Source organism: Streptomyces sp. NPDC107550, assembly GCF_055639095.1.
This window is the reverse complement of record NZ_JBVKBC010000003.1, coordinates 136,790-155,150: the sequence shown is the minus strand read 5'-3', so window position 1 is coordinate 155,150 and position 18,361 is coordinate 136,790. Positions and strand designations below refer to the sequence as shown.

General features: G+C 70.4%; 15 protein-coding genes. 2 read left to right on the top strand and 13 right to left on the bottom strand.

Annotated features, from left to right (window positions below):
* Positions 1 to 21 precede the first annotated feature (21 nt).
* From ACZ7LY_RS05760 to ACZ7LY_RS05745, 4 genes are all read right to left on the bottom strand, one after another.
* Positions 22 to 2,202: a peptidoglycan binding domain-containing protein gene (locus ACZ7LY_RS05760; RefSeq protein WP_471623257.1), complete on the bottom strand. Its 2,181-nt coding sequence runs from the start codon at positions 2,200 to 2,202 to the stop codon at positions 22 to 24.
* Positions 2,203 to 2,355: 153 nt separating this feature from the next.
* On the bottom strand, positions 2,356 to 2,796 hold the full coding sequence (locus tag ACZ7LY_RS05755) for a DUF6113 family protein (RefSeq protein WP_471623256.1): 441 nt from the start codon (positions 2,794 to 2,796) through the stop codon (positions 2,356 to 2,358).
* The gene (mshB, locus tag ACZ7LY_RS05750) at positions 2,793 to 3,695 is read right to left on the bottom strand and encodes an N-acetyl-1-D-myo-inositol-2-amino-2-deoxy-alpha-D-glucopyranoside deacetylase (RefSeq protein WP_471623255.1); all 903 of its coding nucleotides are present in this window, start codon (positions 3,693 to 3,695) and stop codon (positions 2,793 to 2,795) included. The genes ACZ7LY_RS05755 and mshB overlap by 4 nt, the downstream gene beginning before the upstream one ends.
* A 9-nt stretch (positions 3,696 to 3,704) precedes the next feature.
* Positions 3,705 to 3,899 carry a hypothetical protein gene (locus ACZ7LY_RS05745; protein WP_471623254.1) on the bottom strand — a complete coding sequence of 65 codons (195 nt, stop codon included), beginning with the start codon at positions 3,897 to 3,899 and terminating at the stop codon, positions 3,705 to 3,707.
* A 205-nt stretch (positions 3,900 to 4,104) separates the two neighbouring features.
* Here ACZ7LY_RS05745 and ACZ7LY_RS05740 point away from each other — a divergent pair, with 205 nt between their 5' ends.
* Complete coding sequence (locus tag ACZ7LY_RS05740) at positions 4,105 to 6,309, top strand: S9 family peptidase (protein WP_471623253.1); 2,205 nt, start codon at positions 4,105 to 4,107, stop codon at positions 6,307 to 6,309.
* 17 nt (positions 6,310 to 6,326) lie between these two features.
* Here ACZ7LY_RS05740 and ACZ7LY_RS05735 read toward each other — a convergent pair whose 3' ends face one another.
* From ACZ7LY_RS05735 to ACZ7LY_RS05715, 5 genes are all read right to left on the bottom strand, one after another.
* Positions 6,327 to 7,478 (bottom strand): ABC transporter ATP-binding protein, encoded by a 1,152-nt coding sequence (locus ACZ7LY_RS05735; protein ID WP_471623252.1) that lies wholly within the window; start codon positions 7,476 to 7,478, stop codon positions 6,327 to 6,329.
* Positions 7,462 to 8,448 (bottom strand): ABC transporter ATP-binding protein, encoded by a 987-nt coding sequence (locus ACZ7LY_RS05730; RefSeq protein ID WP_471623251.1) that lies wholly within the window; start codon positions 8,446 to 8,448, stop codon positions 7,462 to 7,464. Before ACZ7LY_RS05730 ends, ACZ7LY_RS05735 begins: the two co-directional genes overlap by 17 nt.
* Positions 8,449 to 8,453: 5 nt before the next feature.
* Positions 8,454 to 9,428 (bottom strand): ABC transporter permease, encoded by a 975-nt coding sequence (locus ACZ7LY_RS05725; RefSeq protein WP_471623250.1) that lies wholly within the window; start codon positions 9,426 to 9,428, stop codon positions 8,454 to 8,456.
* Entirely contained in the window at positions 9,421 to 10,344 is a 924-nt protein-coding gene (locus ACZ7LY_RS05720; RefSeq protein ID WP_471623249.1) for an ABC transporter permease, read from the bottom strand. Before ACZ7LY_RS05720 ends, ACZ7LY_RS05725 begins: the two co-directional genes overlap by 8 nt.
* An 82-nt stretch (positions 10,345 to 10,426) precedes the next feature.
* Positions 10,427 to 12,067: a peptide ABC transporter substrate-binding protein gene (locus ACZ7LY_RS05715; protein WP_471623248.1), complete on the bottom strand. Its 1,641-nt coding sequence runs from the start codon at positions 12,065 to 12,067 to the stop codon at positions 10,427 to 10,429.
* 133 nt (positions 12,068 to 12,200) lie between these two features.
* Here ACZ7LY_RS05715 and ACZ7LY_RS05710 point away from each other — a divergent pair, with 133 nt between their 5' ends.
* Entirely contained in the window at positions 12,201 to 12,950 is a 750-nt protein-coding gene (locus tag ACZ7LY_RS05710) for a class I SAM-dependent methyltransferase (RefSeq protein WP_471623247.1), read from the top strand.
* A 263-nt stretch (positions 12,951 to 13,213) separates the two neighbouring features.
* Here ACZ7LY_RS05710 and ACZ7LY_RS05705 read toward each other — a convergent pair whose 3' ends face one another.
* From ACZ7LY_RS05705 to ACZ7LY_RS05690, 4 genes are all read right to left on the bottom strand, one after another.
* Complete coding sequence (locus ACZ7LY_RS05705; protein ID WP_471623246.1) at positions 13,214 to 14,338, bottom strand: ABC transporter ATP-binding protein; 1,125 nt, start codon at positions 14,336 to 14,338, stop codon at positions 13,214 to 13,216.
* A 27-nt stretch (positions 14,339 to 14,365) separates the two neighbouring features.
* Complete coding sequence (locus ACZ7LY_RS05700; RefSeq protein WP_471623245.1) at positions 14,366 to 15,427, bottom strand: ABC transporter ATP-binding protein; 1,062 nt, start codon at positions 15,425 to 15,427, stop codon at positions 14,366 to 14,368.
* A 9-nt stretch (positions 15,428 to 15,436) separates the two neighbouring features.
* Entirely contained in the window at positions 15,437 to 16,414 is a 978-nt protein-coding gene (locus ACZ7LY_RS05695; protein WP_471623244.1) for an ABC transporter permease, read from the bottom strand.
* A 111-nt stretch (positions 16,415 to 16,525) separates the two neighbouring features.
* Positions 16,526 to 18,322 carry an ABC transporter substrate-binding protein gene (locus ACZ7LY_RS05690; RefSeq protein WP_471623243.1) on the bottom strand — a complete coding sequence of 599 codons (1,797 nt, stop codon included), beginning with the start codon at positions 18,320 to 18,322 and terminating at the stop codon, positions 16,526 to 16,528.
* Positions 18,323 to 18,361: the final 39 nt, after the last annotated feature.

Sequence of the window (18,361 nt, the reverse complement as noted above, 5' to 3'; positions counted from 1 at the left end):
ACGGCCCTGAAAGGGCAGGCCCTAGCTCGGGTTGGTGTCGATGGTGACCGTGCGGGCGGCCGGGGTGGTGCCCCGGACGGCCTGCCGCAGCGCGCCCACCACGTCCTGCGGGGTGACCGGCGTCTTCTTGCCGTTGGCGCGGGCGATGGTGACGCCGTCGAACGTCGATCCGTACAGCTTCTGGAGCGCGTCGAGGTCGTACGTGTCGACGAGCTTGCCGTTGATCGCCTTGACGCCGAGGATCTTCGGCAGCGACTTGTCGGGGCCGAACTGGATGACCGCGGTGGGGCCCGCCTTGATCGTGGCGAGGCCGGACATCGCGGGCCGCGCGAACTCCTTCATCATGCGGTCGACCTCGGCGTCCGACACGGTCGGCTTGCGGGTCGTGGTGGCCACCTGGACGGGTCCGGAGGCGCCGGTGGCGACCTGCTTCTGGTACGCCTGCGCGACCGCGTCGGCCGACTTGTCGACGTCGATGCCCTTGCCGGTCTTGCCGTAGACCGCGACGGCCTTGCCGGGCACGAACTTGATCGTGCCGTCGCCGGACGCCGCGGTGCCGCCCGCCGCCTGCTCCAGCGCGGCGTGCAGCTTCTCCTCGTCGACGGGCATGACGGGGTCGACGACCCGCTCGTTGCCGAACAGGGAGCCGATCACGGAGACCGGGTTGTAGTCGCTGCCCGCGGCCTCGGAGACGGTCGCGGCGCTGTCCAGGGACAGGCCGGCCTTGTCGGGCTCCAGGGAGACGGTCTTGCCGTCGACGGCCAGCTTGAGCGGCTGGTCGGTGCGCTTGCCGAGCGCGCTCTCCAGCTTGGCGGTGGCCTCGTCGCGGGTGCCGCCGCCGATGTCGACGCCGAGCACGGTGGTGCCCTTGGGCACGTCGGAGTGGTTCATCAGCAGGCCCGCGCCGTACGCGATTCCGGCGATGCCGACGACGCCCGCGCCGAGCAGGACCAGCTTGCTGCGGCCCTTCTTCTTCTTGGCGGGCGCCGGCGAGGGCACCGGGTCGGGCAGCTTCGGCGGGGTGTACGCGGCGGCCGGCTCGGGACGCGGAACGCCGGGCGGGTACGCGGCCCCCGGCTTGCCGCCGCCCTGCGGGGAGACGGGGACGCCGCTGGTGAGCGTGTCGCCGGAGACGTTGTTGCCGGTGACGCCGGTCTCGGGCGCGGGGCGCTGCGGGGTGAGGATCGCGGTGTCGTCGCTCAGCCGGGGCGGGTTCTGCGTGCCGGGGGCGGGCGGGACGGACGCGGGGGCGGACGCGCCGGATGCCGGGCCGCCGGGGACGGCTGGGTCGGGGGCGCTCGCGGGCGTCATCGGGCCGTCGCCGGTCACGGGGCCCGAGGTGGGCCCGGACGGTCCGGCGGGCCCGGCGGCGCGGTCGCCCGGGTCCGTCATGAAGTACGGCAGGTCGCCGCGCTCGCCCTGGCCGCGCTGGGCGCCGCCGAGCGGGCCTGAGCCGACGGCACCGGACACGTCGAAGGAGCCGGAGCCGCCCGAGGACAGGCCGGTGGAGGAGGCGGGCCCGCTCGGCCCGTTGGCGCCGGGGCCCGTCATCGGGGCGCCGGACGCGGGGCCCCGGGCGCCCGTGGCGGGGCGGTGGGCGCTGGTCGCGGCGCCCTGGCCCATGGCGCCGGCCGCGCCGCCCGCGGTGCCGCCGCCGGGCGTGCCGGAGCCGGCGGGGCGGCCTGCGGCGGGGGCGGCCGGCTTGCGCGGGGCGAACCAGTCGCTGGTCTTCTCCTCGCGCTGCGGCTCCCCCTCGTCGGCGCCGGCGCCCGCGCCGGAGCCCTGGGCCGAGGCGGCCGGGCCGGCCGGTCCGGTGCCGGGCTCGGGCGCGGAGGAGGCGTAGGAGGCGAGCGCGGAGGAGCGCCCGTCCGTCGCGTCGGCGCCCTTGTCGGCGCCCGGCGCGGGGGTCTGGCCGCCCTGGCGGGCGCCGCCCTCGGGCTTGTCGTCGACATCGCTCATCGGCGTACGCATCACGACCGGCGGGATGGGACGGGAGCCGGGGATGTTGATCCGAATCCGCGTCGTCAGCGTGGTCTCGGTCCTGGGCGCGTCCGAGGTCGCCTCGTCGCCCGGAGGGGTCGGTCCGGTGTCGCCGGATGCCGCGCCGCGCGCGGGCGTTCCGTACGGAGGCGTCCCCGACGGGTAGGCGGCAGCGCCGCGCCCCTGGGGCCCGGAGGACGAACTGTCAGTTTCACGGCTCAAGGCAGGTTCTCCCGGTTGGCTCCGCCGCCCGTCTCGATCTCGCGCGGGCTGCTCGGCGGCGCGCACCACCATACTGGCCGCCGCCGGTCAGCACGCTGGGACGGATGGTGAATCCCCTGTGGAGCAGGCGACGTACTGGTAGGAAGTACGACGTCACTTCCCAAGTCGGGCGGCGGGTGCGGGGGGTTGACCGAACGACCCGAGCGTGGCGCACATCACAGCCACGGCCATGCCGCCCAGCAGGTAGAGGTACGAGCCGATGCCCGCGCCGAACATGAAGTCGCCCTCGGGCCTGGTCGAGGTCAGCAGGATGACCGAGACGAGCCAGCCGGCGGCGGGCGCGACGGCCCCCGAGCGGCTGCGCAGCAGGCGGGCGCCGCCGTGGAAGAGGCCCGCGGCCCCGGCGAGCGCGAGCAGCAACCCGCCCGGGAACCAGCCGCCTTGGAGCAGGGCGCCCGCGACGCCGACGAGGGTGCCGAGCACGAGCAGGGCGAGCAGGCCCGCGATCCGGGCGGGGCCGAGGTGGGCGCCGATGGGCTGGGCGAGGGCGCTGCCGGCCCGCTGCGCGGGGACGTTCTTGGCGGTGCCGGTCACGGGGTGGCTCCTTCAGTGACACCCGCGAACAGGTCGTGCTCGCGGGCCTGTCCGCGCTCGCCGCGGACCAACTCGTAGGCCTCGATGTCGAACAGGGGCTGCGCGAGGCCGTTGGAGAGGACGAAGGAGTCCTCGGCGGGCGCCACGGTCACCTGGGTGGCGTGGGCGCGCATGGCGGCGGCCTTGCGGGCGGCGTAGGGGCGGCCGTCGATCTCGGTGGTGATCCGGTCGTCGTCGACGACGCCTGGCACGTCGGTGACGGCGGCGACGGCGTCGAAGGGCGTGCGGTCCAGGTCGCGGGCGAGGGCGGCGAAGCGCTCCTCGGCGAGGGTGCGCGGCACCCGGTTCCAGTAGACCTTGGCGACGGTGTGCGGCGCGCCGAGTCCGGGGCGGAAGGTGCCGTCGGCGGCGAGGTCGGCGGCGCGCATGGCGACGCGGTGCGCCTGGATGTGGTCGGGGTGCCCGTAGCCGCCGTCGGGGTCGTACGTGATGAGGACCTGCGGGCGGATCTCGCGCAGGACGGCGACGAGGTGGGCGGCGGCCTCGTCGAGGTCGGCGGACCAGAAGGCGCCGGGCCGCTCGTTCTGCGGGGCGCCCATCATGCCGGAGTCGCGGTAGCGGCCGGGGCCGCCGAGGAAGCGGTGGTCGTCGACGCCGAGTTCCTTCATGGCGGCGGCCAGCTCCCCGATCCGGTACGGGCCGAGCCGGTCGTCCCGGTCCGGGGCGAGATGGGCCAGTTCGTCCGGGATGACCTCGCCCTCTTCGCCGAGGGTGCAGGTCACGAGCGTGACGTGGGCGCCTTCGGCCGCGTACTTGGCCATGGTGGCGCCGTTGTTGATCGACTCGTCGTCGGGGTGCGCGTGCACGAGGAGCAGACGCCGGCCGGGCAGTTCCGTCATGCCCCCACCCTAGAACTTGATGCCCCCGATCATGCCCGCGACGTTGGTCGTGAGCTGCTTGATGGTGGGCGCGATGGACGAACTCGCAAGGTAGAACCCGAGCAGCACACAGACGATCGCGTGCCCGGCCTTCAGTCCCGACTTCTTGATCAGGATGAAGACGATGATCGCAAACAGCACCACGGCCGAGATCGAGAGTGCCACAGCGGTCCTCCTTCATAGTGATCCGGTCGCCGACGTGTTCTCCCCACGCAGCGCTACGCATCATAACTATCCGTCGCCTCGCATGAGTCTCGCTCGGTACACCCGGGGAGCAGCGGGTGCAGCGGGGAGCGCTCAGGGGGCGCACGCCCCCCGCGCCCGGACCTTCGCCCCTGCCCAACTCGCCTTTTGCGCCTAGGCTTCTCGGATGACCATCGAGAACGGAACCGAGTCCTTGACCGGTGCGCGGTCCTTCCCCCGCCGGCACGCGCGTACGCAGCGCTTCACGCTGGGCGCCCCCCGGGCCTTCCGTGTGGCGCCCGACGGGGAGCGGGTGGTCTTCCTGCGCTCCGCGTCCGGCACGGACCGGGCCGGCGCCCTGTGGGTCCTCGATGTGACGAGCGGCCAAGAGCGCCTGGCCGCGGACCCCGCCGCGCTGCTGGGCGGCGCGGACGAGCGGCTCTCGGCCGAGGAGCGGGCCCGCCGCGAGCGCAGCCGGGAGGGCGGCGCGGGCATCGTCGGGTACGCGACGGACGCGGCGGTGGAGCTGGCGGCGTTCGCGCTGTCGGGCCGCCTGTTCACCGCCGACCTGACCCCCGCCGACCTCGCCCCCGCGGACCTGGCCGCCCCGGACCCGGCCACCGCCGACCTCGCCACCGGCGCCCCCGCCGTCCGCGAGCTGCGCGTGCCCGGGCCCGTGATCGACCCCCGCCCCTCCCCCGACGGGCGGCACGTGGCGTACGTGGCGCGGGGCGCGCTGCGGGTGACCGGCGCGGGCGGTGAGGGCGACCGGGCGCTGGCCGAGCCGGAGTCGGAGACGGTGACGTACGGGCTCGCGGAGTTCATCGCGGCCGAGGAGATGTCCCGCTCCCGGGGCTTTTGGTGGTCGCCCGACTCGGACCGGCTGCTGGTCGCCCGCGCCGACGACGCCCCGGTGCACCGCTGGTGGATCAGTGACCCGGCGCACCCGGACCGCGAGCCGTCCCGTACGGCGTATCCGGCGGCGGGCACGCCGGACGCGGAGGTGCGGCTGTTCGCGTACGCGCTCGACGGGAGCCGCACCGAGATCGTCTGGGACCGGGCGGCCTACCCGTACCTCGCCCGCGTGCACTGGTCGGCGGACGGCGCGCCGCTGCTGCTCGTACAGGCCCGTGACCAGCGCAGTCTGCTGTATCTGGCGGTGGACGCCGAGAGCGGGGCGACGCGGATGGTGCATGCCGACGAGGACGACCAGTGGCTGGAACTGTTCCCCGGCTCGCCCTGCTGGTCGCCGAGCGGGCAGTTGGTGCGGATCGCCGACGAGGGCGGCGCGCGGGTCCTCGCGGTCGGTGAGCGCCCGCTGACCGGACCGCAGTTGCATGTGCGGGCGGTGCTCGACGTGGGCGAGGGCGACGTGCTGGTGTCGGCGTCGGCGGGAACGGACGCGGAGGCGCCCGAGACCGGCGAGGTGCATGTGTACCGGGTCAACGAGCTGGGGGTGCGGCGCGTCTCCGAGGAGCCCGGCGTCCATTCGGCCGTGCGCGGCGGCGACGCGACGGTCCTGATCTCCGCGACGCTCGACAGCGCGGGCGCGCGCGTGCGCGTGGAGCGCGACGGCAAGCACCTCGCCGACATCGCCTCGCACGCCGAGGCGCCCGGGATCACCCCGCGCGTGACGCTCACCGAGGCCGAGGGCATCCCCTGCGCGGTGCTGCTGCCGTCCTCGTACCGGGAGGGTGACGGGCCGCTGCCCGTCCTCATGGACCCCTACGGCGGCCCGCACGGGCAGCGGGTGGTGGCGGCGCACAACGCCTACCTGACCTCGCAGTGGTTCGCGGAGCAGGGGTTCGCGGTCGTCGTCGCGGACGGGCGCGGCACGCCCGGTGTCAGCCCCGGCCGGGAGAAGGCGATCGCCGGCGACTTCACGCTCACCCTCGACGACCAGGTCACGGCGGTGCGGGCGCTGGCCGAGCGGTTCCCCCTCGACCTGTCGAAGGTCGCCATGCGCGGCTGGAGCTACGGCGGCTATCTGTCGGCGCTCGCCGTGCTGCGCCGCCCGGACGTCTTCCACGCGGGCATCGCGGGCGCGCCGGTGACGGACTGGCGGCTGTACGACACGCACTACACGGAGCGGTACCTGGGCGATCCGGCCGCCTCCCCCGCCACGTACGCGAAGAGTTCGCTGGTCACGGACGAGGGGCTGGCCGAGGCCGCCGAGCCGCACCGGCCGCTGCTGATCGTGCACGGCCTCGCCGACGACAACGTCGTGGTGGCGCACGCGCTGCGGCTCAGCTCCGCGCTGCTCGCCGCCGGGCGCCCGCACGAGGTGCTGCCGCTGTCGGGGGTCACGCACATGACCCCGCAGGAGCAGGTCGCGGAGAATCTGCTGCTGCTCCAGGTCGACTTCCTGCGCCGCTCCCTCGGGCTCGGCTGACCGCACGGCACACCCCCTCACTCGGTGGGCACGACCTGCTTCTCCTCCGCGAAGTGGCAGGCCGAGGGGTGCCGCGCGGGCCCCGCGTCGCCGGTCTGGAAGACGGCGGGCACGGCCAGCAGCGGCACCTCCTCCTCGCACCGCTTCTGCGCCTTCCAGCACCGGGTCCGGAAGCGGCAGCCGGAGGGCGGGTTGGCGGGCGAGGGGACGTCGCCGGAGAGGATGATCCGCTCGCGGTGGTCGCGCGCCGTGGGGTCGGGCACCGGCACGGCGGAGAGCAGCGCCTGGGTGTACGGGTGGGTGGGGTGCTCGTAGATCTCGCTGTCGGAGCCGATCTCGACGATCCGCCCGAGGTACATCACGCCGACGCGGTCGGAGATGTGCCGCACGATGGACAGGTCGTGCGCGATGAACACGTACGAGAGGTCGAACTCGCTCTGGAGCCGGTCCAGCAGGTTGACGACCTGGGCCTGCACGGACACGTCGAGCGCGGAGACCGGCTCGTCGGCGACGATGATCTCGGGGCGCAGCGCGAGGCCGCGGGCGATGCCGATGCGCTGGCGCTGGCCGCCGGAGAACTGGTGCGGGTAGCGGTTGATGTACTCGGGGTTGAGGCCGACGACGTCGAGCAGGTCCTGCACCTTGCGGCGCCGGTCCCCCTTGGGCGCGACCTCGGGATGGATCTCGTACGGCTCCCCGATGATGTCGCCGACGGTCATCCGGGGGTTGAGGGAGGTGTAGGGGTCCTGGAACACCATCTGGATGTTGCGGCGCACGGCCTTGAGGGCGCGGCCGGACAGCTTGGTGATGTCCTCGCCCTTGTACTTGATGACGCCGGCGGTCGGCCGTTCCAGGTTGACCAGCATCTTGGCGACGGTCGACTTGCCGCAGCCGGACTCGCCGACGATGCCGAGCGTCTCGCCCTGCCCGAGGTCGAAGTCGACGCCGTCGACGGCCTTGACCGCGCCGATCTGCTTCCTGACGATGACGCCCTGGGTGAGCGGGTAGTGCTTGACGAGGTCGCGCACTTCGAGGATCGGCTCGTGCCCGGACGCCGAGCCGTTCTTCGCGTACGCGGACTCGGCCTGGGACCGGTGCAGGAGGTGCTCGGCGATCTCGCCCTCCCGGCGCAGGTCGTCCTTGCTGACGTGGTCACTGTGCGGAGGCATCGAGCGTCTCCTTCCAGAAGTGGCAGGCGCTGCGGCGGTCCGGCGCGACCTCGTAGAGCGGCGGAACGTCGGTGCGGCACACGTCCTGGGCCATCGGGCAGCGCGGGTTGAAGGCGCAGCCGGGCGGGATGTGCATCAGGTTCGGCGGCAGGCCCTTGATGGCGAAGAGTTCCTGGCCCTTCTGGTCCAGGCGCGGGATCGACTCCAGCAGGCCCTTGGTGTACGGGTGGGCGGGCGCCCGGTAGATCTCGTGGACGGGGGCGTGCTCGACGATGCGGCCCGCGTACATGACGGCGATCTTGTCCGCGACGTCCGCGACGACGCCGAGGTCGTGGGTGATGAGGATCAGGCCCATGTTCAGCTCGCGCTGCAACTCCGCGAGCAGGTCCATGACCTGGGCCTGGACGGTGACGTCGAGGGCGGTGGTGGGCTCGTCGGCGATGATCAGGTCGGGTTCGAGGGCGAGCGCCATGGCGATCATGATGCGCTGGCGCATACCGCCGGAGAACTGGTGCGGGTACTGCCCCACCCGCTCCTTCGCGGCGGGGATGCGCACCCGCTCCATCAGCTCGACGGCCTTGGCCTTGCTGTCCTTGCGGGACATGCCCTTGTGGACGCTGAACAGCTCACCGATCTGCTCGCCGACGGTGAGCACGGGGTTGAGCGAGGAGAGGGCGTCCTGGAAGATCATCGCCATCTCGGCGCCGCGCACCTTCCTGCGCTCCTCCTCCTTCAGCGTCAGCAGATCCCGCCCCTTGAACAGGATCTCGCCGCCGGCGATCCGGCCCGGGGGCATGTCGAGGATGCCCATGATCGCCTGCGCGGTGACGGACTTGCCGGAGCCCGACTCGCCGAGCACGGCGAGCGTCTCGCCCGCGTCCACGGTGTAGCCGACCCCGTTCACGGCCTTGGCGACGCCGTCCCGGGTGCGGAACTCGACGTGCAGATCGCGTACTTCCAGCAGGGACATGGGCGCTACCTCAGCTTGGGGTCGAGGGCGTCGCGCACCGCGTCGCCGAGCATGATGAACGCGAGGACCGTGATGGCGAGCGCGCCGGCGGGCCAGAGCAGCATGTGCGGCGCGTTGCGGATGTACTGGGAGGCGGCCGAGATGTCGATGCCCCAGCTGACCGCGGGCGGCTTCAGACCCACACCGAGGTACGAGAGGGTCGCCTCCAGGGCGATGTACGTGCCGAGCGCGATGGTGGCGACGACGATGACGGGCGCGACCGCGTTCGGCGCGATGTGCCGCAGCAGCATCCGGGAGTTGGAGGCGCCGAGGGCGCGCGCGGCCTGGACGTAGTCGTTCTGCTTGGCGGTGATGACCGAGCCGCGGGCGATGCGGCAGATCTGCGGCCAGCCGAGCAGCACCATGAAGCCGATGACGGGCCAGACGGTGTTGCTGGTGACGACCGACAGCAGGACGAGGCCGCCGAGGACGACGGGGATGGCGAAGAAGATGTCGGTGATGCGGGAGAGGATCGCGTCCCACACCCCGCCGAAGAACCCGGCGAGCCCGCCGAGTACGGAGCCGAGGAGGGCGACGCCGATCGTGGCGCAGACGCCGACGGTGATGGAGTTGCGGGCGCCGTGCACGGTGCGGGTGTAGACGTCGCAGCCCTGGCCGTCGAAGCCGAAGGGGTGGCCGGGCTGGGAGCTCTCCTGGGCCTTGGACAGATCGCAGGAGAGCGGGTTGCCGGGCGCGATGAGCTGCGGCCAGACCGAGATGACCAGCAGGAACAGGATGATCAGCCCGGAGATGATGAAGACGGGGTTGCGGCGCAGGTCCCGCCAGGCGTCCGACCACAGGCTGCGCGGCTTGGCGTTCGGGCCGCCGCCGGGGCCGGCCGGGCCCTTCTCCAGGGAGGCCGCCTCGCTGGCGGCGAGGTCCATGGCCCCGCCCGCGCCGGTCCCCGCGACGGCGCCCTTGGGTCCTTGGGGTTCAGGCATAGCGGATCCTCGGGTCGAGTACGGCGTACAGCAGGTCGACGAGCAGGTTCACCAGCAGGAAGACGAGGACGAGGATGGTGACGAAGCCGACGACGGTCTGGGTGTTCTGGCGCAGGATGCCCTGGTAGAGCTGGAAGCCGACGCCGTGGATGTTGAAGATGCGCTCGGTGACGATCGCGCCGCCCATCAGGGAGCCGATGTCGGCGCCGATGAAGGTGACGACGGGGATCAGCGAGTTGCGCAGCAGGTGCCGGGTGATGACACGGCGCCGGGGCAGCCCCTTGGCGATGGCGGTACGGACGTAGTCGGCGCGCCGGTTCTCCGCGATGGAGGTGCGGGTCAGCCGGGTCACGTACGCGAGGGAGACCGAGGCGAGCACGAGGCCGGGCACGATGAGTTCGCTGAAGGGCGCCTCGGTGGAGACCGCCGGGTTGATCCAGCCCCATTCGACGCCGAGCAGCAGTTGCAGCAGCAGGCCGGTGACGAAGGTCGGCACGGAGATGACGACGAGGGTGAGCAGCAGGACCGAGGTGTCGATGGGCTTGCCGCGGCGCAGTCCGGTGACGACGCCGAGGCTGATGCCGACGACGATCTCGAAGAGGATGGCGACGATGGTGAGCCGGATGGTGACCGGGAACGCGGTCGACATCAGCTCGGTGACCTTCTGCCCGTTGAACGCGGTCCCGAAGTCCCCGGTGAACACGTTCCCCATATAGGTCAGGTACTGCTGCCACACCGGCTTGTCGAGGCCGAACTCGCTCTTGAGCTGGGCCTCGGTCGCCGGGTCGCAGGCTCGGTCGCCGCACAGGCCGGCGATGGGGTCGCCCATCACGTTGACCATGAGGAAGATCAGCAGCGTCGCGCCGATGAAGACGGGGATCATCTGCAGCAGGCGCCGGATCACATAACGTCCCATGAGGACTCCGGGTTCCGGTTCCGTGAGCGGTGAGGGCGGCAGTCCGGCCGGCGACCGGCGCGGACTGCCGCCCTCCTGTTCTCTACTTGACCTTGATCTCGTTGTAGACGGGGACGCTGAACGGGTTCAGCGCCACGTTCGAGACGTGGTCGGAGTAGCCGGCGCTGCCGTTCTGGTACCAGAGCGGGATGGCGCCCATGTCGTCGCGCAGGACGCCCTCGGCCTCCTGGAATTTCTTGACGGCGGCGGCCGTGTCGGACTCGGCGTTGGCCTCGTCGACGAGCTTGTCGAACTTCTTGCTGGTGTACTTGCCGTCGTTGGACGAGGCGTTGGTGTAGTACAGCGGCTGCAGGAAGTTCTGGATGAGCGGGTAGTCCATCTGCCAGCCGGCGCGGAACGGCCCGTTCATCTTCTTCTCGGTGATCTTGTTGCGGAAGTCGGCGAAGGTGCCGGTCGGGCTGCCGACGCACGACTTGTCGTTGCCGAGGGCGTTGTTGATGGAGTTGCAGACCGCGTCGACCCACTCCTTGTGGCTGCCGGTGTCGGCGTTGTAGCCGATCCGCACCTGGCCGCCGGGGATGCCGCCGCCCTCCTTGATGAGCTTCTTGGCCTCGGAGGGGTTGTAGTCGCAGGCCGAGCCGCACAGCCCTTCCTTGTAGCCGCCGTCCTTGCCGAGCACCGGCGAGGTCCAGTCGGTGGCGGGGGTGCGGGTCTTGTTGAAGATCGTCTCGGTGATCTGCTTGCGGTTGATCGCCATCGACAGGCCCTTGCGGACCTTCGCGCTGTCCGCGCCCTTGTTCCAGCCCGCGTCGTAGAACGGGAAGGCGAGCGTCTGGATGATGCCGGCCGGGGTGTTGATGTAGCGGCCGTTGAGGTCGCTGTCCACGTTCTTGAGCTGGCTGGCGGGCACGTCGTCGACGAGGTCGAGGTTGCCGGCCGTCAGGTCCGTGTAGGCGGTGTTGTTGTCGGTGTAGACCTTGAGGTCGACGCCGCCGTTCTGCGCCTTGTCGTCACCGGGGTACTTGTCCCACTTGCGCAGGGACATCTGGGACCCCTTCTGGTACGAGTCCACGGTGTACGGGCCGTTGCCGACGGGCTTCTTCACCCAGGCCGCGTGGTTGTCGAAGAACGCCTTCGGCAGCGGCGCGAACGCCACGTAGCCGAGGGTGTCGGGCCAGGTGGAGAACTTCTGGTTCAGCTTCACCGTGAAGGTGCGGTCGCCCGTCACCTTCAGCCCCGACAGGGTGGAGGCGCTCTGGCTGCCGGAGTCCGGGTGGACCTTGTCGTAGCCGTCGATGTACCCGAAGAAGTACGCGTTCTTCTGGTTGTTCTTCAGGCTCGCGCCGTAGTTCCAGGCGTCCACGAAGGACTTCGCGGTGACCTTCTCGCCGTTGGAGAAGGTCCAGCCGTCCTTGACCGTGATCTTGTAGTTCATCTGGTCGGAGCTCTCGATCTTCTCCGCCAGCATGTCCTTGGCCTTGCCGGTCTTCGGGTCGTACCGCTTCAGGCCCCGGAAGATCATGTCCAGGACCTTGCCGCCCTGCACCTCGTTGGTGTTGGCGGGTTCGAGGGGGTTCTGCGGGTCGCCCCAAGAGGACCGGACGATCCCGGAGCCGTTGCCGCCGCCACCGCCCCCGCTGTCACTGCCTCCGCCACAGGCCGTCGCCGTGAGGGCGACGGCCACCGCACCGGCGGCCCACTTGGCGTGCGTGGCTCCACGCATGGAGTGCCTCCTCTAACCGATCACGCGCTACGTAGGCCCCAATATCGACCCAAGCCGGACATACCGCACTCCGAGCACCGCCTTACGTGAAATGCCGGTGCGCCGGGCGGGCCGCGCGCGCGATGATCGCCGGATGGTCGACCACGCCTACGCCGACGCCCGCCTCGCCCGTCTGTACGACTCCCTGAACCCATGGGGACCCGGCGACGACTACTACCTGCGCCTGGTGCGCGGGGCCGCGTCCGTCCTGGACATCGGCTGCGGTACGGGGGCGCTGCTGGCCCGCGCCCGGGAGGAGGGGCACACCGGGCGCCTGGTGGGGCTCGATCCGGCACCGGCGATGCTCCAGGTGGCGGCGGAGCGGTGCGGGGACGTCGAGTGGATCACCGGGACGGTGCGCTCCGCGGGCGGGGCGGGTGCGGGGGCCCGCGAGGCGCTCGGGGGGCCGTTCGACCTCGTGGTGATGACCGGGCACGCGTTTCAGACGTGGGTCCAGGACGAGGAGGTACGGGAGTCGCTGGCGGCGGTACGGGGGGTGCTGGCGCCGGGCGGGAGGTTCGTCTTCGAGACGCGGAATCCGGCGGTGCGGGCGTGGGAGGGGTGGACTCCGGCGCGGGCGGTCGTCGTCGACGGGGTCCGCGTGGCGCACCGGGTCGTCGGGGGGTTCGACGGGCGGACCGTCACGTTCACCACGACGTACTCCTGCGCGGAGTGGGCGGGCGACGAGGTCAGCCGCAGTACGCTCCGCTTCTTCGGGGTGGAGGAGCTTGAGGGGGCGCTCAGGGAGGCGGGCCTGCGGGGGGCTGCGCGCCACGGTGACTGGACGGGGGCGGCGTTCGCCCCCGACTCCCCCGAGTTGATCACCACGGCGACGGTGGCCTGACGGCGCGCCTCTGGACCGGGGTCCACCAGCTCGTTCGTCACGTGCGGCCCGGTGGGGGCTGATCGCGCAGTTCCCCGCGCCCCTGGAGGGGCGACTGCGTCGCCACCTCCATCGGGGAAGCTGCACGAAGTGCATGCTTCAGGGGCGCGGGGAACTGCGCGAGAAGCCCCACCCACCCGCAGACAACCGACAACCCAGGGGCGCGGGGAGCTGCGTGAGGGGGCGCCTCCGCAGGTCCCCGCTGGAAACCCCCGGAGGGAGAGCTACTTGTCGTCGGACTCCAGGGCGGCCAGCGCCGGATCGAGCACGATGTCCTCACCCCGCGCCTCGACAGTCGGCTCCTCCGGGAAGTGACACGCGGTCAGATGCCCCGGCTTGCTGCCACTGATCTGCACCAGCGGCGGCTCCTCCGTAGCGCACTTGTCCTGCGCCTTCCAGCACCGCGTACGGAACCGGCACCCGGACGGCGGAGCGATCGGCGAGGGCACATCGCCCTCGAGACGGATCCGCTCCTTCTTCTCCGCGTCGATGTCCGCATCCGGCACCGCCGACATCAGCGCGTGCGTGTACGGGTGACGAGGCCGGTTGTACAGCGAGTCCCGGTCCGCGATCTCGACGATCTTGCCGAGGTACATCACCGCGACCCGCTGCGAGAAGTGCCGCACGATCGCCAGGTCGTGCGCGATGAAGACGAACGCGATGCCCATCTCCCGCTGGACCTTCTGGAGCAGGTTGACGACCTGCGCCTGGATCGAGACGTCGAGCGCGGAGACCGGCTCGTCGGCGACGATCAGCTTCGGCTCCAGGGCGACCGCGCGGGCCACACCGATGCGCTGCCGCTGGCCGCCGGAGAACTCGTGCGGGAAGCGGTTGTAGTGCTCGGGGTTGAGGCCCACGATCTCCAGGAGTTCGCGCACGCGCTTCTCCCGGCCGCCGGGCGGGTTGATCCCGTTGATCTCCATCGGGCCGGAGATGATCGAGCCGACCGTCTGGCGCGGGTTCAGCGACGCGTACGGGTCCTGGAAGATCATCTGGATCTCGGACCGGATCGGCGCCAGCTGACGCCGGTTGGCGTGGCTGATGTCCTGGCCCTTGTACGTGATCGTGCCCTCGGTGGGCTCGTACAGACGGGTCAGGAGCCGGCCGGTGGTCGACTTTCCGCAGCCGGACTCGCCGACGAGGCCGAGGCTCTCGCCCGGGTAGACCTCGAAGTCGACGCCGTCGACGGCCTTGACCGCGCCGACGGTACGCCGGATCGGGAAGCCGCCCTTGATCGGGAAGTGCTTCTGCAGTCCGCTGACCTTCATCAGCGGCGCGGTGTTCGCGTCCCGCTGCTCGGGGATCGCCGTGTCGGCGACCGCGGTGGTCGTGGTGTTGTTCTCGCTCATGGTTCTGCCCCAGTCGCCGGTTTCAGCTCAGCCCAGCCGGGGCTGAATCTTCTCGATGAACACCTGCTGCTTCTGGTCCGCCGTCAGGTGGCAGGCGGATCCGCGCCCGGCCGGCAGCTGCGGGCGCTCGCCCGAGCAACGGCCGCCGCCCACCTTGTCGGTGAAGGTGCAGCGCGGGTGGAACGGGCAGCCCGAGGGCGGGTTGAGCAGCGAGGGCGGCGAGCCGGGGATCGGCATCAGCGGCTCGTTGACGTCCGAGTTCAGGCGCGGCATCGAACCGAGCAGGCCCCAGGTGTAGGGGTGTTCGGGCGACTTGAGCACCTCGCGGGTGCTGCCGCGCTCGACGGCCCGGCCCGCGTACATGACGAGGATGTCGTCGGCCATGTTCGCCACGACGCCCAGGTCGTGGGTGATCATGATGATCGCGGAGCCGAACTCCTGCTGGAGGTCCTTGAGCAGGTCCAGGATCTGCGCCTGCACGGTCACGTCGAGGGCGGTGGTCGGCTCGTCCGCGATCAGCAGCTCGGGGTTGCACACCAGCGACATGGCGATCATGGCGCGCTGGCGCATACCGCCGGAGAACTGGTGCGGGTAGTCGTCCACGCGCTGCTTGGGGTGCGGGATACCGACCTTGGCGAGCATCTCGATGGCGCGGGAGCGGGCCTCGGCCTTGGAGGCGCCCGTGTGCTTGCGGAACGGCTCCGAGATCTGCCGGCCGACCGTGTAGTACGGCGACAGCGCGGTCAGCGAGTCCTGGAAGATCATCGCCATCTTGTTGCCGCGGAGCTTCTCCATCTCCGGCTCGGAGGCGGTGAGCAGCTCCTTGCCGTCGAGGACGATCTCGCCGTCGATGGAGGTGGTCTTCGGGTTGTGCAGGCCGAGCACGGTCAGGTTGGTGACCGACTTGCCGGACCCGGACTCACCGACGATGCCGAGCGTCTTGCCGCGCTCCAGGTCGAAGGAGAGGCCGTCCACCGCCTTGACGGTGCCGTCCTCGGTGGAGAACTGCACCCGCAGGTCACGTACCGAGAGGAACGCGTCGGAACCGGTCGGGGCCGCGGCGTCCTCGGTCTTGGGGAGTGTGGTCACGGGGTTCTCCTAGGACAGACGCACGCGCGGGTCGATCACGGCGTACATGGCGTCCACGACGATGTTGCAGATGATGATGAAGGCGGCCGAGATGATCATGACGCCCATGAGGACCGGGAGGTCCTTGTTGATCACCGAGTCACGGGCGAGGCGGCCGAAGCCGGCCAGGCCGAAGGTGAGTTCGGTGACCATACCGCCGGAGAGCAGACCGCCGATGTCCATGCCGAGGATGGTGATGATCGGGATCACCGAGCCGCGCCACGCGTACCGGTAGAAGACGTAGCGGCTGCTCATGCCCTTCGCCTTCGCGGCGCGGACATGCTCCTCCTGCAACTGCTCGATCATCGACGAGCGCGACATACGCGTGTAGTTGGCGGTGAAGATCGTCGCCATGACGACCCACGGGATCAGCAGACCCATGAACCAGGCCGACGGATCCTCGGTGAACGGCACGTACTTGGGCTTGTCCAGCCAGCCGGTGCTGTAGACGAAGATGCCGAGCACGATCGGGCCGAGGAAGTAGATCTGGAACGAGCTGAGCACCAGCGAGCCGCCGCTGAAGATCTTGTCGAGCCAGGTGCCGCGGAAGCGGGCGGCCATGAGGCCGGCGCCGAGGCCGACGATCAGGAAGACGATGAGGCTGCCGAAGGTCAGCGAAAGAGTGGTGGGGAGGCGGTCCATCATCGTGGACCAGACCATCTGGTTGTTACGGAACGAGACGCCGAAGCACGGCGCGTCGCAGTGTCCCACCGCGAAGTCGCGTCCGAAGAAGATGCCGGTGAGGAAGTGCCAGTACTGCAGCGGCACCGGATCGTCGAGCCCGAGGTTCTTGTGGATGATGTCGAGCGCGGCCGGAGTGCAGTTCTTGCCGCACGCGAGCATCGCCGGGTCCTGTGGGATGGCGAAGTACATGAAGAACGTGAAGGCGCTGATCAGCAGGAGGATGAGTGCTGCGCCAGACGTCCGGCGTAGGAGAAATCGAAGCATCGCTAAAAGCTGCTCTCAGGACGGCGGCGGTGGGAGGCCAGGAGGGGAGTCCGGCGGCCCGGGGGTGAGGGCTCCGCCGCGCCCTCACCCCCGGGAACTGCCTTGTGGTGCTTACTTCTTGAGGAAGATCGTGGTCGGGTCGGTGTAGCTGACCACCTGGCCGTAGCGCAGGCCGCCCACGTTCGAGCCGGCGATCTGGAACACCTTGGTGTAGTAGATCGGGGCGGCCGGGTTGATCTTCTCGGAGATGTACTTCGAGAGCTTCGCGTACTCCTTGGCGCGCGAGTCGGCGTCCGCGATCTTCTGGATGCGGGCCAGCTCGGAGTTCACGTGCTTGTCGTTCGTGTGCGAGTAGTTGGACGAGCCGTCCTGGATCTGCGCACCGTCGAAGGAGGGCGGGAAGACGGTGTTACCGTCGGCCCAGTCCTGCCCCCAGCCGGTCATGTACAGGTCCATGCCGTTCTTGACCTTGCCCATCTGCTCGTACCACGTGGCCTGGTCGACCTCCTTCTTCTGGATGTCGAGCCCGATCTTCTCCAGGTTGTTGATGATCAGGTTGGCCTGCGTGGTGCGCACCGGGGTGTTGGCGTACGCGTAGACGAGCTTCTTGCCCTCGGCGCCCGCCTCCTTGATGAGCTTCTTCGCCGCGGCGATGTCACCGTTCGGCTTCTTCAGCCGGTTGAACGGGTCGTACGTCTTGTCGTAGCCCGGCGTGGTGGGCGACATCAGCGAGGTGGCGGCGTCACCGCCGTAGGCACCACCGTCGGCGCGGGCGGCGGCGGTGGCCGGGATCGCCAGCGCGATGGCGTCGCGGATGCGCTTGTCCTTGACGCGGTCCATGTTGAAGTTGAGCTGCCACACGTACGGGGCGTAGCCCTGGATCGTGCGCTTCATGACGGCCTTGTCGCTCGTGACCTTCTGAAGCTGGGTGGCGTCGATCTGGCCCGTGAACATGATCGCGTTCTGGGCGTCGCCGCGGTCGGCCAGGATCGTCTTCGTCTGGTCGGCCTTGTCGTGGTTGAACTCGATGTTCCAGCCGTCGACGTAGGCGTGACGCAGCGGGTCCGTCTTCTCGTCCCAGTTGGTGTTCCGGGTGAGGGTGAGGGACTTGCCGGACTTGTACGAGGCGACCTTGTACGGACCGGTGGCGACGGGCGACTGGTCGTACTTCTGCTTCGTGTCCGTCTTCTCGGGCACGACGGAGTAGGCGGCCATGGCGAGCGCCTGCGGCACGTCGGTGTGCGCCTCGAGGAAGTGGAAGACGACGGTCTTGTCGTCCGGGGTGGCGAGGACCGAGTCGGGCAGGTGCTTGCCCTTGAACGGGCCCTTGTAGGACTCGCGGTACTTGGTGCCCGCGCCCGACAGCCACTGCTGGATGTACGTCGGACCGTCCGTGATGAACGGGTCGTACATGCGCTCGATGGAGTGGCGGATGTCGGCCGACGTGATGACGTGGCCGTTCTGGTCCTTGACGCCGTCCTTCAGCTTGAAGGTCCAGGTCTTGCCGCCGTCCGAGGACTTGCCCGGGTCGGTGGCGAGGTCGCCGACGACCGTCTGGTTGCCCTTGTCGTCCTCGGTGTACGTGGTCAGGCCACGGTAGAGGAGCTTGGAGAGCAGGCCGGCGTCCGAGACGTAGATCTGCCCCGGGTCCAGGTGCGAGAAGTCCGCCTCCTGGTAGACCTGGACCGTGCCGCCCTTGCGGGCGCCGGAGACCGGCTTGGCCGGGCCCACCGAGTCCTGGGCGGTGCCCATGATGACCGGCTTGGCCTGGGCCTTGGCCTCGTCCTGGGTCTTGCCCGCGGGCTTGTTGTCGGACTTGCTGCCGCTGCTGCAGCCGGTCAGAGCGAGGGCTCCGGCGGTAACGGCGATGACCGTTGCCTGCGCCGTGCGCGATCGAAGGATGCTCATGGAGTTGAATCCACCTGCCTGTGAGTAGTGATCCTTTGG